Source organism: Tardiphaga sp., from assembly GCF_044340795.1.
Taxonomy (GTDB): domain Bacteria; phylum Pseudomonadota; class Alphaproteobacteria; order Rhizobiales; family Xanthobacteraceae; genus Tardiphaga.
The window spans coordinates 1-14,664 of the sequence record NZ_JBIISY010000156.1 but is presented as its reverse complement, the minus strand read 5'-3'; the positions used below and the strand labels follow the sequence as shown (position 1 = coordinate 14,664).

Genomic DNA, 14,664 nt, shown 5'->3' with positions numbered 1-14,664 from the left:
AGTGGTACGGTCAAATTCTTCAATGGCGAGCGTGGCTACGGCTTTATCAAGCCGGATGATGGCGGACGGGACGTATTCGTCCATATCACCGCCGTCGAACGTGCGGGCCTGAAGGATCTGACTGAAGGACAGCGGATCACTTTCGAGGTCGAACCCGACAAGAAGGGCAAGGGTCCTAAGGCGGTCGACCTGGTGATTACAGGGTAGCGGCAAGGCCTCGTTCGCAAGCACACCGCAAAGAAAATCCCGGCCGCAGGGCGGCCGGGAGTGGGTCGGCATGGTTTCTTCTAACTTGGAGCTGAAGCTCTGATCCGTGAGGCCGGATCAGAAGTGGTAGTTCACGCCGAGGCGGACCGTGCCGAACGACAGCGCGCTGTCGGTGCCGGTGAGCGTGTAGGTGTTGCGGGAGAGATCGACATAGAGATATTCGATCTTCGCGGTCCAGTTCTGGTAGATGCCGACTTCGGCGCCGACACCGGCGGTCCAGCCGACCGAGGTCTGCGACTGCTGCAGGCCTGCGCGCTCTGCCTGCAGGCTGCCGAAGGACAGACCGGCGGTGCCGTAGAGCAGCACGTTGTTGAAGGAATAGCCGATGCGGCCGCGCGCGGTGCCGAACCACGGATTCGAGAACTTGTAGTCGCCGAAGCGGTCATCGGCGCCGGTGCCCGAGATGTCGCCCTCGACACCGAACACGATCGGGCCGCTCTGCCAGTTGTAGCCGGCGGTCACGCCGCCAACGATGCCCTTCGGCTTGGTCGGGGTGTTGGAAACGCTGCCCCATTCATAGCCCAGGGTGGCACCCAGATACGGGCCAGCCCAGCTATAGGCGTTCAGCGGCTGGTTCACCGTATACGGCGCCCGCGACCGGTAAGGCAGGTCCGCCGCCTGTGCCGCCGTCGTCCCAGCCACCATGACCGCGACCGCCGCGAACGCCAACTTGCTCATCTCAACTCTCCAACACGCGTTACTGCCGTTTCCCTGCCGTGCGGTGCACAAAGGCTTAGGGTTACGAAATTCCATCATTGATCGGGACGATTTATCGAGAGTTTTAGATTAAGCGGGTCTTAACGCGCGGAATCGGCGCGGTATTGGCGTTAAAAGAGTCTTACTTGCGGCGGTGACCCACTTTTCCCGGTACGAGGGCGTGCCCGCAGGATTGCCGCAACTCTGCCTCCGGGATGCCGCACCAAATGTCGCCGACTGCTGGCAGCAAGCCGCCGCAACGCTTAGATTGGCGGCATGATTCAAGACCCCACCGATCCCCAAACGGTGCCGGACGCGGCGGCCACCGAGCCCGGTTCCGCGCCTCAAGCCAGGCCGCGAGTCCAGTCCGGCCTGCAGGCGCCGCCGGATGTCGAGCTCGATCTGCCCGAGGATGAGGACGAGGCCGCACTGCCGGACGAAGCCGATGAAAGCGCCGATGCGGTCGTCGAGGGTGAGGTACTGGAAGGCACGATGGCGATCGGCCGTTCGGCCATCGCCAAGGCGGTGCGCCTCGCGCCGACATCGCCGGGGGTCTACCGCATGCTCAATGCGGCCCACGACGTGCTCTACGTGGGCAAGGCCAAGAACGTCAAAAAGCGCCTGGCCTCCTATGCCCGGCCGACCGGGCAGGTGATGCGTATTGCGCGGATGATCGCGGCGACCGCGGTGGTGGAGATCGTTTCGACCTCCACCGAAACCGAAGCGCTGCTGCTCGAAGCCAATCTCATCAAGCAGCTCCGTCCGCGCTTCAATGTTCAGCTGCGCGACGACAAGTCGTTTCCCTATATCCTGATGACCGGGGATCATTGGGCGCCGCAGATCGTCAAGCATCGTGGCGCGCAGTCGCGGCCCGGTCGCTATTTCGGTCCGTTCGCGTCCGTGGGAGCGGTCAACCGCACCATCACGGCTTTGCAGCGCGCGTTCCTCGTGCGCTCCTGCACGGACTCGTTCTTCGAGAGCCGCACGCGGCCGTGCCTACTTTATCAAATCCGGCGTTGCTCCGGTCCCTGCACCAGCGAGATCGATTTCCCCGGCTATACGGAGCTCGTGCGCGAGGCGACGGACTTCCTGTCCGGCAAGAGCCGGGCGGTGAAGAAGCTGCTGGCCGACGAGATGGAGAAGGCGTCGGAGGACCTCGCTTTCGAGCGCGCGGCGCTCTACCGCGATCGCCTTGCGGCGCTGTCTGCCATTCAGTCGCAACAGGGCATCAATCCGCGAACGGTGGAAGAAGCCGATGTGTTCGCCATCCATCAGGAAGGCGGCTATTCCTGCGTGGAAGTGTTCTTCTTCCGCACCGGCCAGAACTGGGGCAATCGCGCTTACTTCCCGAAGGCCGAAAAGTCCTTCACCCCGGAGGAAGTGCTTGGGTCCTTCCTGGCGCAGTTCTACGAGGACAAGCCGCCGCCAAAAATGGTGCTGCTGTCGCACAATATCGAGGAAAGCGATCTTCTTGCCGCTGCGTTGAGCGTGAAAGCCGGCTTCAAGGTCGAGGTTTCGACGCCGCAGCGTGGCGAAAAGAAAGAGCTGATCCAGCACGCGCAGACCAATGCGCGGGAGGCGCTCGGCCGCAAGCTCGCCGATACCGCGACGCAGACGCGCCTGCTGGAAGGCATGGTGGCGACGCTTGGGCTGCCAAAGACGCCGGCGCGGATCGAGGTCTATGACAACAGCCACATCCAGGGCACCAATGCCGTCGGCGCGATGATTGTCGCGGGGCCCGATGGCTTCATCAAGAACCAGTATCGCAAGTTCAATATCAAGTCGGCCGAGACCACGCCGGGCGACGATTTTGCGATGATGAAGGAGGTGCTGCAGCGCCGCTTCAAGCGGCTGCTGACGCCGCCGGCCGAAGGCGAGGCGGCCAAGCGCAAGGACGACGATGGGCCGCTATGGCCCGACCTCGTCATCATCGACGGCGGCCGCGGCCAGCTCAATGCGGTCAAGGAAATCTTCGACGAGTTGAAGCTGACAGATGTCACCTTGATGTCAGTGGCCAAGGGCCCGGAGCGTAATGCCGGCCGCGAGACCTTGTTCATGCCAGGCCGTGAGGCCATCAAGCTGGAGCCGCGAGACCCGATTCTCTATTTCATCCAGCGACTGCGCGACGAGGCCCACCGTTTCGTGATTGGTTCGCACCGGACGCTGCGCAAGAAGGATATCCGCGAGGCCGGCCTGCAGGAGATTCCCGGCATCGGCCCGACCCGCAAGCGGGCGCTGCTGCATCATTTCGGCACCCTGAAGGAGATCGAGCGGGCGTCGGTGGGCGATCTCGGCAAGGTTCCGGGCATTTCCACCGAGAATGCGCGGAAGATTTTTGACTTTTTCCATCCGCAGCCGGGGGCGCGGTGATGAGGATGGGTTTTCGCTGCGCTCAACCCATCCTACATTCGGGCGCCGACGGGTTTTGAGGTAAACTGGCCGGGTGCGGTTGACCTTCGGGCACCGGCAGTATTGGTAGACGCATGACAGTGACCACACGACGGGCCGGGACCTCAGCAATGACCCTGCCGAATATCCTGACATATGCCCGGATCGCCGCCGTCCCGGTGGTGGTCGGCTGTATCTATTGGCAGTCGTCCATGGACGGCCCGCTGTGGCTGCGCTGGGTGGCCGTGGCCATCTTCATCGCCGCCGCGATCACCGATTTTCTCGATGGCTATTACGCGCGCATCTGGAATCAGCAGTCGTCCTTCGGCCGCATGCTCGATCCCATCGCCGACAAGCTCCTGGTGGCGTCGTGTCTGCTTATGCTGGCCTCCGATGCCACCATCAATCGGTGGACGCTGTGGGCGGCCATCGTGATCCTGTGCCGCGAAATCCTGGTGTCCGGCCTGCGTGAATATCTCGCCGGCCTGCGCGTCAGCGTTCCCGTCACGCAGCTGGCGAAATGGAAGACGGCAGCGCAGCTGGTCGCGATCGGCTTCCTGCTGGCCGGAGAGGCCGGCGACGTGCTGTTCGGCTATGTCACCTTCACCGGCATCGTGCTGCTGTGGATCTCGGCTATCGTGACGCTCTATACCGGTTATGATTATTTCCGGGCCGGCGTCCGGCACCTCTTCGAGGAGGATGCATGAGACTGATGTATTTCGCCTGGGTCCGCGAGCGGATCGGCAAGGCCGAAGAGACGATCGAGCCGCCGGCGACCGTGAGCACGATCGGTGATCTGATCTCCTGGCTGTCCTCGCGGGGCGAGGAATATGCGCATGCGTTCGAGACACCGAAGGTGATCCGCGCGGCGATCGACCAGACCCATGTTCGGCCCGACACGGCGATCGCCGGCGCGCGCGAGATTGCGTTCTTTCCGCCGATGACCGGCGGCTGATCCCCGCATCGTCATGAGCGACAACGTCACCATCCGCATCCAGACTGCTGATTTCGATATCAACGCCGAGATCGCCGCGCTGACGGCGAGCCGGACCGATATTGGCGCGGTCGTGACCTTCAGCGGCATCTGTCGTGGTGGCGAGGGCAGTGATGCGACCACGGCGCTGACGCTCGAACATTATCCGGGGATGGCCGAGGCCGAGATCGGTCGCCATGCCGAGGAGGCGATGACCCGCTGGCCGTTGACTGGAGTGACCATCGTGCACCGCACCGGCCGCATCCTGCCGGGCGAGAACATCATGGTGGTGCTGACGGCGTCGGCCCATCGCCAGGCCGCGTTCCAATCGGCAGAATTCCTGATGGACTATCTGAAAGCTCATGCGCCGTTCTGGAAGCGTGAGGAAACTGCCGCCGGCACCGGCTGGGTCGCGGCGAAAAGTGATGATGACGACGCTGCGGCGCGCTGGGGTAAGTGATGGCTAAGAAGACTGTGAAGACGGCCGCGAAGAAGACGGCAAAGACTTCTGCGAGCAAAGCGTCGGCAACCAAGAAGACGTCAACAAAGGCAAAGGCGTCGGTGAAGAAGCTCGCCGCGGCGACGCTGCCGAAGGTCGGGCCGGGTGAACTCGTCACGCTGCTGGACTATGTGCGCTACGCCACCAGCCGCTTCATCGAGGCGAAGCTGGCTTTTGCGCACGGCACCACCGATCCGGTGGCGGAAGCCGCGTTCATCGTCTGCGAATTGCTGCATCTGCATCCCGACCAGTTCGAGAGCTTTGCCACCGCGCGGGTGACCGCAACCGAAGGCCGCAAGATTCTCGACGTCATCCATCGCCGGGTCAGCACGCGGAAGCCAGCGGCCTATCTGGTCAACAAGATCTATATGCGCGGCCTGCCGTTCTATGTGGATGAGCGGACCATCGTGCCGCGCTCCTTCATCGGCGAACTGCTCGACACGCATTTTGCCGGTGATGACGGCGAGGGCGCATCATTGATCGACGATCCCATGGAGGTCGAGGGCGTGCTCGATCTCTGCACGGGCTCCGGCTGCATCGCGATCCTGGCTGCGCAATCATTCCCGAATGCGCAGGTCGATGCGGTCGACCTGTCGCCTGCGGCGCTCGCTGTCGCCATGCGCAATGTGATCGACTACGGCCTCGACGAGCGGCTGACACTCTACAAGGGCGATCTGTTCGAGCCGCTCGGCGACACCACCTATGATCTCATCATCACCAACCCGCCTTATGTGGATGCGCAGGGCATGGCCGATCTGCCGGACGAATGTCTGGCCGAGCCGAGCATGGCATTCGATGGCGGTGTCGATGGATTGGACATCGTTCGGAAGATCATCGACCAGGCGGGCGATCATCTCAATCCGCATGGCGGCTTGCTGTGCGAGGTCGGCCGCGGCCGCGCCAATGTCGATGCGGCGTTTCCCGATCTGCCGCTGATCTGGCTGGATACCGAAGACTCCGAAGGCGAGGTGTTCTGGGTGTCGGCGGCTGCGTTGCAAGGTCGCAGCGGAATCTAGCCCCAAATCTGGCCAAATAGGCGCGCAATTACTCGTTCATCCATGTGCGCGTATCCTCGCGCGACTGCCTGACAGTGTGGTCAGCACAAGCTGAAGCATCGTTTGAATGCAGCAGCGTTCATGAATTCGTCAAAGGTGTTCTAATGCTGCCGGCTGTCGAGCAGAAGGCGTCAACACGCGACCTGTGGCTCGCCGAACTCCGCGCCACCCTCTCGCTCGGCTGGCCGCTGATCCTGACCAATCTCGCGCAGATCGCGTTGACCACGACGGATGTGATCGTGCTCGGTCGCGTCAGTGCCGAGGCACTGGCGGCATCGGCGCTTGGCGTGAATGTCTATTTTGCCATTCTGATCTTCGCGATCGGTATTGTCACGGCGACATCACCGATGATGGCGGAAGCGCAAGCTGCATATGGTGCGCGACGTGCGGCGTACCTTCCGGCAGGGATTGTGGACGGCGGTGATCGTCTCGATCCCGGCCTGGATCGCATTGTGGCACACCGAAGAAATTCTGCTGTTGTTCGGCCAGCACGCACAGGCCGCGGCCGACGCGCAGACATTCATGCGCATGTTGCAATGGGGCTTCCTGCCGGCGCTCGGCTTCATCGTGCTGCGGTCGTTCGTGGCCGCCGTGCAGCGGCCGCTCTGGGCGTTGGTGGTGACGGCGATTGCCATCCTGTTCAATGCCGCGGCCAATTGGGTGTTGGTGTTCGGCCATCTCGGTTTTCCTGCCATGGGTCTGGCCGGATCGGGACTCGCGACCGCGCTGTCGAACACGTTCCTTTTCATCATCTTTGTTGCTGTGGTGCTGTGGCATCCAAAATTTCGGCGATACGCGCTGTTCGGCAATTTCTGGCGAGCTGACTGGCCGCGCTTTTTCAAGGTCTGGCAGATCGGTCTGCCGATCGGAGCGGCGTTGGCCTTCGAGATCACCGTGTTCAATGCCGCCGTTTTTCTGATGGGGCAGTTCGGCACGGCGGCGATTGCGGCGCATGCCATCGCGATCCAGATCGCGTCGATCTCCTTCATGGTGCCGATGGGGCTGAGTCAGGCGGCGACGGTGCGTGTGGGACTGGCCAAAGGCGGGGAAGATCGCGACGGCATCACGCGCGCGGGCTGGACGGCCTTCGTGCTCGCAGTCGGCTTCATGGCCTCGATGAGCATATTGCTGCTGGCGGCGCCACGTCTTCTGATCGGCGCTTTCATCGATCTCGGCAATCCCGCCAATGCCGTGGTGATCGACACGGCGATGTCATTCCTGTTCTGCGCGGCCGTGTTCCAGATTGCCGACGGCGCGCAGTCGGTGGGCGCCGGCATGTTGCGCGGATTGCAGGATACGCGCGTCCCGATGATCATTGCCGGACTGGGCTATTGGGGTTTTGGAATGGGGCTGAGCCTGTTGTTTGCGTTCAAGCTCGGCTTCGGCGGCGTGGGAATCTGGATCGGTCTCGCCGCTGGGCTGGCGGTCGTCGCTCCGGTGATGCTGTGGCGCTGGACGCAGCGCGAGCGATTGGGGCTGGTGCCAGCCGCGCCATGAGAGCAATGAAAAAGGCCGCAGTCGCGAAGACTGCGGCCTTTTTGTTGTCGAAGCGTTTGAGCGCTCAAAACACCTTGCGGATCCAGTTGTGCGGATCTTCCGCGCGGCCGTACTGGATGTCCACGAGCTGCTTGCGCAGACCCATGGCGACCTTGCCGGCTTCGCCGCCATTGATCAGGAATTCACCCGATGTGGTGCGGACCTTGCCGATCGGCGAGATGACCGCAGCCGTGCCGCAGGCGAAGGCTTCCTTGAGCTTGCCGCTGGTCGCATCCGCGCGCCACTGATCGAGCGAATAGAGTTCCTCGCGCACGGTCACGCCGGCCGACTTGGCGAGCGCGATGATCGAGTCGCGCGTGATGCCGGGCAGGATGGTGCCGAGCGGCGGCGTCGAGAGCGAGCCGTCCTCGAACACGAAGAACACGTTCATGCCGCCGAGCTCTTCGATATATTTGCGTTCGACTGCATCGAGGAACACGACCTGGTCGCAACCGTGATCCATCGCTTCGGCCTGCGCGCGCAAGCTTGCGGCGTAGTTGCCGCCGCACTTGACGGCACCGGTGCCGCCGACGGCTGCGCGGGTGTAATTCTCCGAGGCGTAGATCGACACCGGAGCCGGGCCGCCCTTGAAGTACGAACCAACCGGCGAAGCGATGACGCCGAAGATATATTCCGACGACGGTTTCACGCCGAGGAAGGTCTCATTGGCGATCATGAACGGGCGTAGATAGAGGCTGCCTTCACCACCCGGAATCCAGGCGCGATCGATGCGGACGAGCTGCTCGACGGCTTCGATGAAGACCGGTTCGGGCAGCGGCGCCATCGCCATGCGGGTGGCCGAATTCCAGAAACGTTTCGCGTTCGCATCCGGGCGGAAGAGGTTCACGCCGCCGTCCTCGCGGACATAGGCCTTCAGGCCCTCGAAAATCTCCTGCGCGTAGTGCAGGACGGCTGCGGCCGGATCGAGCTGGAAGTTAGTGCGGGCTTCGACGCGCGCGCCGTGCCAGTTCTTGTCCTGGCTGTAGCGCACGATGGCCATGTGATCGGTGAATACACGGCCGAAGCCGGGGTCCTTGAGCTTCGCCACGCGCTCCGCCTCGGGCAATGCGTGGTGGCTATGGTGGATGTCGAAATCCAGCCAGATTGCGCCATCGACCTTGTCGAATGAAACGCCCATGGACCTTACTCCTGCTTGGCACCCGCCGTGCGTCGGCGACGGCGTCTGCTGTTCTACGTCGTGTCCGGATCAGCCGCAAAAGCTGTTTGCCCTGCGCGGCCAATTGCCCAAGCCTCATTTGAGGGTAGGCTATGGCCGCCTGCCGAAGTCCGGTATGGTTCTCAAATCGGACCTAATCGGTCCACCCGGCTTAAGTTATAAAATTTCGTCGGGGTGGCCAAGTTTGTAAGATTGAACCCAAGATATGTCAATATGGCTGACGTAAATTTCAAGCCGGCCGTTTCACGTGCGGTTGAGGGGCAAGGAGAAGTAGCCCCGGCGCCGCTGCGCTGGGACATCATCGAACTGCTGTTTTTCGCCTATCGCGATTTCGTCGGCGATCCCGATCATGTGCTGGACCAGTTCGGCTTCGGTCGCGCGCATCACCGCGTCGTGCATTTCGTGCATCGCTATCCCGGGCTGAAGGTGGCGGATCTGCTCGACGTCCTGCGCATCACAAAACAGTCGCTGGGGCGTGTGCTGAAGCAATTGCTGGACGAAGGCTATATCGTGCAGAAATCCGGCGAGGTGGATCGCCGGCAGCGGCTTCTTTTCGCCACCGCCAAAGGTGAAGCTCTGGTGGCTCAGATGGCAGGATTGCAGACCACGCGCATCGATGGCGCATTGAAGGATTTCACGCCGCTCGAAGTGGCTGCGATCAAGCGCTTCCTCGGCGGCATGATCGACCGCGACGATCCGGACAAGGTGCTACAGGTGATCCTCGGCACGGATAACGGGACCCATAGATGATACTCGCCCAGGCCGCCAAGAAGATGCCGGTGCAGCCGGCCGACGATGCGCCGCATCTCTTGCTGGTGGATGACGACCGTCGCATCCGCGATCTGCTGTCGCGCTTTCTTGCCAGCGAAGGCTATCGCGTGACGACGGCGCCGAGCGCAAAGGAGGCGCGGGCCAAGCTGCTCGGGCTGCATTTCGATCTGCTGATCCTTGACGTGATGATGCCAGGTGAGACCGGTTTCGATCTCGCGCGCTTCATCCGTATGTCCTCGCATGTGCCGATCGTGATGCTGACGGCACGCACGGAGTCGAATGATCGCATCGAAGGCCTGCAGATCGGCGCCGACGATTACGTGTCAAAGCCCTTCGAACCGCGCGAGCTGGCGCTGCGCATTGCCAATATCCTGAAGCGCAGCGCGCCGGTGCCGGTGGAAAAGGTCGAGCAGCTGCAGTTCGGGCCTTATGTCTATCACCTCGCCCGCGGCGAGTTGCGGCAGGGCGAGGAGATCATCCATCTCACCGACCGCGAGCGGGACATGTTGCGCATTCTCGCCGAGACACCGGGCGAGACGGTGCCGCGCGGTGCGCTGACCGGTGATGGCACGGTGAATGAGCGCGCCGTGGACGTGCAGATCAATCGCCTGCGCCGCAAGATCGAGGTTGATCCGGCCAATCCGCTGTTCCTGCAGGCCGTGCGCGGCATCGGCTATCGTCTGGTGGCGTCGCCCTGACATGAGCACATTCGACACCGGCATGACTGTGTTGCGTTCCGCGTCCGAGCGGATGTCGGCGGCCAATCGCGTGATGGGCCGACGTTTCAACGAGCTGATGCCGAAGGGCCTTTACGCCCGCGCGCTGCTGATCATGATCGTGCCGATGGTGATCCTGCAGTCGGTCATCGCTTTTGTGTTCATGGAACGGCACTGGAATACGGTGACGCGTCGCCTGTCCGCCGTGGTGGTGCAGGACATTGCGGCGCTGATCGATGTCTACAAGACTTATCCCCAGGACAAGGACCGCACCCAGATCAAGGCGATCGCGCAGCAGCGCCTTGGTCTCGTGGTGGACTTCCTGCCGCTCGGTGACATGCCGCCGCCCGGCCCGAAGCCGTTCTTCTCGTTGCTCGATCAGACGCTCTCGGTGCAGATCGGTCGGCAGATCCCGCGGCCGTTCTGGATCGATACGGTCGGGCGCTCCAATCTCGTCGAGATTCGCATCCAGCTGGATGACACCGTCATGCGCGTCTTTGCGCAGCGTAGCGCCGCCTATGCATCGAACTCGGAAATCTTCCTGTTCTGGATGGTCGGCACCTCGTCGATCCTGTTGATTGTTGCGATCCTCTTCCTGCGCAATCAGATCCGGCCGATCCTGAAACTCGCGGATGCCGCGGAGAGTTTCGGCAAAGGCCGCGAGGTGCCGAATTTCCGACCGCGCGGTGCGCGCGAGGTGCGGCGTGCGGCCAACTCCTTCATCGAGATGAAAGCGCGCATCGAGCGTGCCATGGAGCAGCGTACTGCGATGCTCGCTGGCGTGTCGCATGATCTCCGCACCATCCTCACCCGCTTCAAGCTCGAACTGGCGCTGCTGGAGGACGGGCCGGAAGTGGAGGGCATGCGCAAGGACATTGACGAGATGCAGGCCATGCTCGAGGCCTATCTCGCTTTCGCGCGCGGTGATAGCGGCGAGCCTGCCCAGCCCACCGATATGTCTTCTGCGCTGGAAGAGCTGCGCAGCGACGCCGAGCGGCACGGCCACAAGGCGACGGTGACGTTCCATGGCCTGCCGATCGTCACGGTGAAGCCGGCGGCGTTCAAGCGCTGCCTCGCCAATCTTGTCTCCAATGCCGCGCGTCATGGCAATGACATCGCCATCACCGGCCATCGCGATCATCGCTATCTCACGGTGACGGTGGATGATGACGGACCGGGCATTCCCATGGCGATGCGCGAGGAAGTGTTCAAGCCGTTCCTGCGCCTCGACGATGCGCGCAATCAGGACGAAGGTGGTACGGGCCTCGGCCTTGCGATCGCGCGTGATATCGCGCGCTCGCATGGCGGCGACATCACGCTGGCGGATAGTCCGATGGGGGGGCTCCGCGCAGTCGTGCGGGTGCCGGTCTAGCTACTTCGCCAGTTCTTTCGAACGCGCTGTCGCGGCCGCGATCGCTCGGGTCAGCAACGGCTCGAATCCATCATCCGCCATCAGCACGCCGAGTGCCGCTGCGGTGGTCCCGCCCGGCGACGTGACATTCTTGCGAAGGGTTGCAGCATCCAGATCAGACTGGCGCAGCAGTTCGCCGGAGCCCGATACGGTTTCGCGTGCGAGCTTCACCGCAAGCTCCGGCGGCAATCCTGCAGCGATGCCTGCACGGGCCATTTCCTCGGCGAGCAGGAACACATAGGCGGGGCCTGAGCCGGATACGGCCGTAACGGCATCGATCAGGCTTTCGTCCTCCACCCATTCCACCGAGCCCGTGGCGCGGAGGAGCGCATCAGTGAGTTCGCGCTGAGCCGATGTCACGTCGCCCGCAGCGACGGCCACGGTGATGCCGCGACCAATCGCTGCCGGAGTGTTCGGCATCGCGCGCACGATCCTGCCGCCGCAGGTCCTGGTGATACCGGCGATGGTGGTGCCCGCCATGATCGAGACGACCAGTGAGTCGCCGACGATGGCGCGCAGCGTCGGGCCGACTTCGGCGAACATCTGTGGTTTGACCGCAAGGATGAGAGCTGCGACCTTGCCGATGTCGCTGACATCCGGATTGAGGCGTACGCCCCTGGCGGCGAGGGCCTTGATCTCGTCGGACAGGTAGGGATCGAGAACGACCACGCGTGCCGGATCGAGGCCGCCCGCCAGCCAGCCCATCAGCATCGCACCACCCATCTTGCCGGCGCCGGCAAGCACGACATGGCCGTCGAGGGAGTGGAGGGCGGAATTGGTCGTCGTGGTCATTGTAAAGTCCCGGCTGGCTGAAGGCGCGGGACCTTAGCATCGTGTCGTCCGGGCGCAATGTGGGATGAAGCCTCAAGCCTGGTCTGTCATCGCCCGCGAACGCAGGCGATCCAGTACTCTGGATTGCAGTGTCGATTGGGTCACCCGGTCAGGCCGGGTGAAGACAAGAAAGTATCAAACCAAATTCTTCTTCAAAAAGTACCTTGGCCCGCCATGCGGGTAGTCCGGCAGCTCGCCGAACACTTCATAACCCTGCTTTTCGTAAAAGCTGCGCGCCTGAAACCAGTAGGTGTCGAGCCAGAGGCCGATACAGCCGCGCTGGCGTGCAATGTCTTCCGCGAGCTTCAAGACCTTGGTGCCGACATCCTGGCCGCGGAATTTTTCCGGCACCACAAAAAGTTCGATGAAGCACCAGTTATAGGCGGTCTTGCCCCAGATGCCGCCGGCGGGTTCACCGGTTTCGGGATCGTGGATCAGGATTGAGAGCGGTTGATAGTTGCTTGGGCCGACCGACTTTTCATTATAGGCAAGCAGTGCATTCCACACCGCGAGGCGTTCGGCTTCGCCTGGCGCATCGGGGACAGTGATCTGCGGCGTTGTGTTCACGCTTCGCCTGCGGTGTCGAACATGGCGGCGCTCATGGCCTGTTCTGCCGTCTTGCCGGCCCACACCACGAATTGCATCGCCGGATAGTAACGCTCGCAGGCATGGATCGCGGAGACGAGCATGGACTCGCATTGCGAAGTGGTTGCCGTCATGCCGTCCGGCAGCGGAATGGCCTGCCGATACATGATCATGCCCGATGACGTCCAGATATCGAAATGACCGACCCACATCTGTTCGTTCACCGCCGCGATCAGGCGCTGTACTTCGCTACGACGTGCAGTTGGAATCTTCATGTCGAACGCGCAAGCAAGATGCAGCGCTTCGATTTCAGCCATCCAGGTGAAGGAGAGTTGATAGTCGGTCCAGTCACCTTTGGAGATGATCGTGACTTCATCTTCACCCGAGCGCTCGAAGGCCCAGTTGTGATCGGCAGCAATGTCTTCGACCACCGCGAGCGGATTGGCGCGTGAATCGAGAGTGCCTTCGAGAAGTGACATGCGGTCGCGACCTTGCCTTGGGAGTCAGTGATGCAAACGACTGGCCGGGTACGCGATATTGTCGGAATGCCGTTGCGGGGCTTTAGACTTAAATCGTCCAGAACTTGCGAGACCGAAGTGATGTGATTTGCGGAATCCGCGCAACGTCACCCTGACTCAGTCCACAGACATTGGCCCTTTCATCCACAGGTCATCACGTCGCAACGAGAACAAACCGGAATCGGATTCCCGGAATGCGAGTCCGGTGGAATCTGCTGCGCGCAGAAAGAGTCTTGTGGCGCAGTTCGGCCGCAATTCTTAACGGGCGTCCGCTCTTGCTGGCGTCGGGGTGCTTCGGCATAGTTTGGCAACACACGGAAACAGCAGTCATGACCGAAACATCCCAGTCCAGCCATCCATCCTTTGCCAGGCCACAGCGTGTGGCTTTCGTGCAGTCGTCCTGGCATCGCGGCATCGTCGCGCCATGCTGGGAATCCTTTCGCACCGAGATTGCGGCGCGGCATGTCGATCCGTCCCAGGTCGACCTGTTCGAAGTGCCGGGCTCCTTCGAGATCCCGCTGCATGTGCAGGTGCTGGCCAAGACCCGGCGCTATACGGCGATCGTCACGGCAGGCCTCGTCGTCGACAATGGCGTGCGGAGCTATGTCGCGGACACGGTGATCAATGCGCTGATGGACGTGCAGTTGCGCACCGAGATCCCCGTCTTCTCGGCGGTAGTGGCGCCGGATGAATTTCGCGACACGGATGACGGCGCGGATTTCTTGCGCAAGCATTTTGCGCAGAAGGGTTTGGAGGTCGCGGCAGCCTGCGCGGAGACATTGCTCAGTCTCGAACGGCTGCGCGGTCAGGTGGCGGCAGGGATTGTGTGAGAAATTGTAGGATGGGTTGAGCGAAGCGATACCCATCAACACCAGACCGGAGGTGATGGGTGCCGCTCTGACGCTGCGCGCCCGCGCTCAGCCCATCCTTCGGCTTTGGTGCCTTAGTCGAACAGGCTCGACACCGACTCTTCCGCCGCGGTGCGTTCGATGGCTTCGCCGATCAAGGCGGCAATCGACAGCGTGCGGATGTTCGGCGCATTGATCACGGCGTCGGTGGGCTGGATCGAATCCGTGATCACCAGCTCCTTCAGCTTCGATCCGCCGATGCGCGCCGCGGCGCCGCCGGAGAGCACGCCGTGGGTAAGATAGGCGTAGACTTCCTTGGCGCCATTGGCGAGCAGGGCGTCGGCTGCGTTGACCAGCGTGCCGCCGGAGTCGACGATGTCGTCGATCAGGATG

General features: G+C 62.4%; 16 protein-coding genes and 1 pseudogene. 11 read left to right on the top strand and 6 right to left on the bottom strand.

Annotation, left to right across the window (positions count from 1 at the left end; genetic code table 11):
- A partial coding sequence (locus ACIQ17_RS22110) for a cold-shock protein (RefSeq protein WP_398471293.1) occupies positions 1 to 207 on the top strand: 207 nt, incomplete at its 5' end.
- Positions 208 to 324: 117 nt separating this feature from the next.
- Here the strand turns inward: ACIQ17_RS22110 and ACIQ17_RS22105 are convergent.
- Positions 325 to 945, bottom strand: a complete 621-nt coding sequence (locus tag ACIQ17_RS22105; protein WP_398471292.1) for an outer membrane protein — start codon at positions 943 to 945, stop codon at positions 325 to 327.
- Positions 946 to 1,239: 294 nt separating this feature from the next.
- Here ACIQ17_RS22105 and uvrC point away from each other — a divergent pair, with 294 nt between their 5' ends.
- The 6 genes and pseudogenes from uvrC to ACIQ17_RS22075 all read left to right on the top strand — a co-directional run bounded on the left by uvrC (position 1,240) and on the right by ACIQ17_RS22075 (position 7,375).
- Positions 1,240 to 3,333 carry an excinuclease ABC subunit UvrC gene (gene uvrC, locus ACIQ17_RS22100; protein WP_398471291.1) on the top strand — a complete coding sequence of 698 codons (2,094 nt, stop codon included), beginning with the start codon at positions 1,240 to 1,242 and terminating at the stop codon, positions 3,331 to 3,333.
- Between the two features lie 113 nt (positions 3,334 to 3,446).
- Positions 3,447 to 4,058: a CDP-diacylglycerol--glycerol-3-phosphate 3-phosphatidyltransferase gene (gene pgsA, locus ACIQ17_RS22095; protein ID WP_398471290.1), complete on the top strand. Its 612-nt coding sequence runs from the start codon at positions 3,447 to 3,449 to the stop codon at positions 4,056 to 4,058.
- On the top strand, positions 4,055 to 4,306 hold the full coding sequence (moaD, locus tag ACIQ17_RS22090) for a molybdopterin converting factor subunit 1 (protein ID WP_398471289.1): 252 nt from the start codon (positions 4,055 to 4,057) through the stop codon (positions 4,304 to 4,306). Before pgsA ends, moaD begins: the two co-directional genes overlap by 4 nt.
- Positions 4,307 to 4,319: 13 nt before the next feature.
- Positions 4,320 to 4,784: a molybdenum cofactor biosynthesis protein MoaE gene (locus tag ACIQ17_RS22085; protein WP_398471288.1), complete on the top strand. Its 465-nt coding sequence runs from the start codon at positions 4,320 to 4,322 to the stop codon at positions 4,782 to 4,784.
- Positions 4,784 to 5,839: a 50S ribosomal protein L3 N(5)-glutamine methyltransferase gene (gene prmB / locus ACIQ17_RS22080; protein ID WP_398471286.1), complete on the top strand. Its 1,056-nt coding sequence runs from the start codon at positions 4,784 to 4,786 to the stop codon at positions 5,837 to 5,839. Before ACIQ17_RS22085 ends, prmB begins: the two co-directional genes overlap by 1 nt.
- 143 nt (positions 5,840 to 5,982) lie before the next feature.
- Positions 5,983 to 7,375: pseudogene (locus ACIQ17_RS22075) on the top strand (MATE family efflux transporter).
- A 64-nt stretch (positions 7,376 to 7,439) separates the two neighbouring features.
- Here the strand turns inward: ACIQ17_RS22075 and ACIQ17_RS22070 are convergent.
- The gene (locus ACIQ17_RS22070) at positions 7,440 to 8,552 is read right to left on the bottom strand and encodes a branched-chain amino acid aminotransferase (RefSeq protein WP_398471285.1); all 1,113 of its coding nucleotides are present in this window, start codon (positions 8,550 to 8,552) and stop codon (positions 7,440 to 7,442) included.
- A gap of 252 nt (positions 8,553 to 8,804) precedes the next feature.
- Here ACIQ17_RS22070 and ACIQ17_RS22065 point away from each other — a divergent pair, with 252 nt between their 5' ends.
- Genes ACIQ17_RS22065 through ACIQ17_RS22055 form a run of 3 tightly spaced genes read left to right on the top strand, consistent with a single transcriptional unit; the run spans position 8,805 to position 11,450 of the window.
- Positions 8,805 to 9,341, top strand: a complete 537-nt coding sequence (locus ACIQ17_RS22065) for a MarR family winged helix-turn-helix transcriptional regulator (RefSeq protein ID WP_398471284.1) — start codon at positions 8,805 to 8,807, stop codon at positions 9,339 to 9,341.
- Positions 9,338 to 10,060, top strand: a complete 723-nt coding sequence (locus ACIQ17_RS22060; protein WP_398471282.1) for a response regulator — start codon at positions 9,338 to 9,340, stop codon at positions 10,058 to 10,060. Before ACIQ17_RS22065 ends, ACIQ17_RS22060 begins: the two co-directional genes overlap by 4 nt.
- A 1-nt stretch (position 10,061) precedes the next feature.
- A complete protein-coding gene (locus tag ACIQ17_RS22055) occupies positions 10,062 to 11,450 on the top strand; it encodes an ATP-binding protein (protein WP_398471280.1) in 1,389 nt (462 codons plus the stop codon).
- Here ACIQ17_RS22055 and proC read toward each other — a convergent pair whose 3' ends face one another.
- The 3 genes from proC to ACIQ17_RS22040 form a co-directional block, all read right to left on the bottom strand.
- A complete protein-coding gene (gene proC, locus ACIQ17_RS22050; RefSeq protein WP_398471278.1) occupies positions 11,451 to 12,281 on the bottom strand; it encodes a pyrroline-5-carboxylate reductase in 831 nt (276 codons plus the stop codon). It lies immediately after the preceding gene.
- Positions 12,282 to 12,455: 174 nt separating this feature from the next.
- On the bottom strand, positions 12,456 to 12,887 hold the full coding sequence (locus ACIQ17_RS22045; RefSeq protein ID WP_398471277.1) for a GNAT family N-acetyltransferase: 432 nt from the start codon (positions 12,885 to 12,887) through the stop codon (positions 12,456 to 12,458).
- Positions 12,884 to 13,384: a YbjN domain-containing protein gene (locus ACIQ17_RS22040; protein WP_398471276.1), complete on the bottom strand. Its 501-nt coding sequence runs from the start codon at positions 13,382 to 13,384 to the stop codon at positions 12,884 to 12,886. Before ACIQ17_RS22040 ends, ACIQ17_RS22045 begins: the two co-directional genes overlap by 4 nt.
- A gap of 368 nt (positions 13,385 to 13,752) precedes the next feature.
- On the opposite strand from ACIQ17_RS22040, the gene ACIQ17_RS22035 reads away from it, so the two are divergent.
- Positions 13,753 to 14,253: a 6,7-dimethyl-8-ribityllumazine synthase gene (locus ACIQ17_RS22035; RefSeq protein WP_398471275.1), complete on the top strand. Its 501-nt coding sequence runs from the start codon at positions 13,753 to 13,755 to the stop codon at positions 14,251 to 14,253.
- Between the two features lie 113 nt (positions 14,254 to 14,366).
- On the opposite strand, the gene ACIQ17_RS22030 is transcribed toward ACIQ17_RS22035, so the two are convergent.
- Positions 14,367 to 14,664 (bottom strand): phosphoribosyltransferase family protein (locus tag ACIQ17_RS22030; protein ID WP_398471273.1); only part of this gene is annotated, 298 nt, incomplete at its 5' end.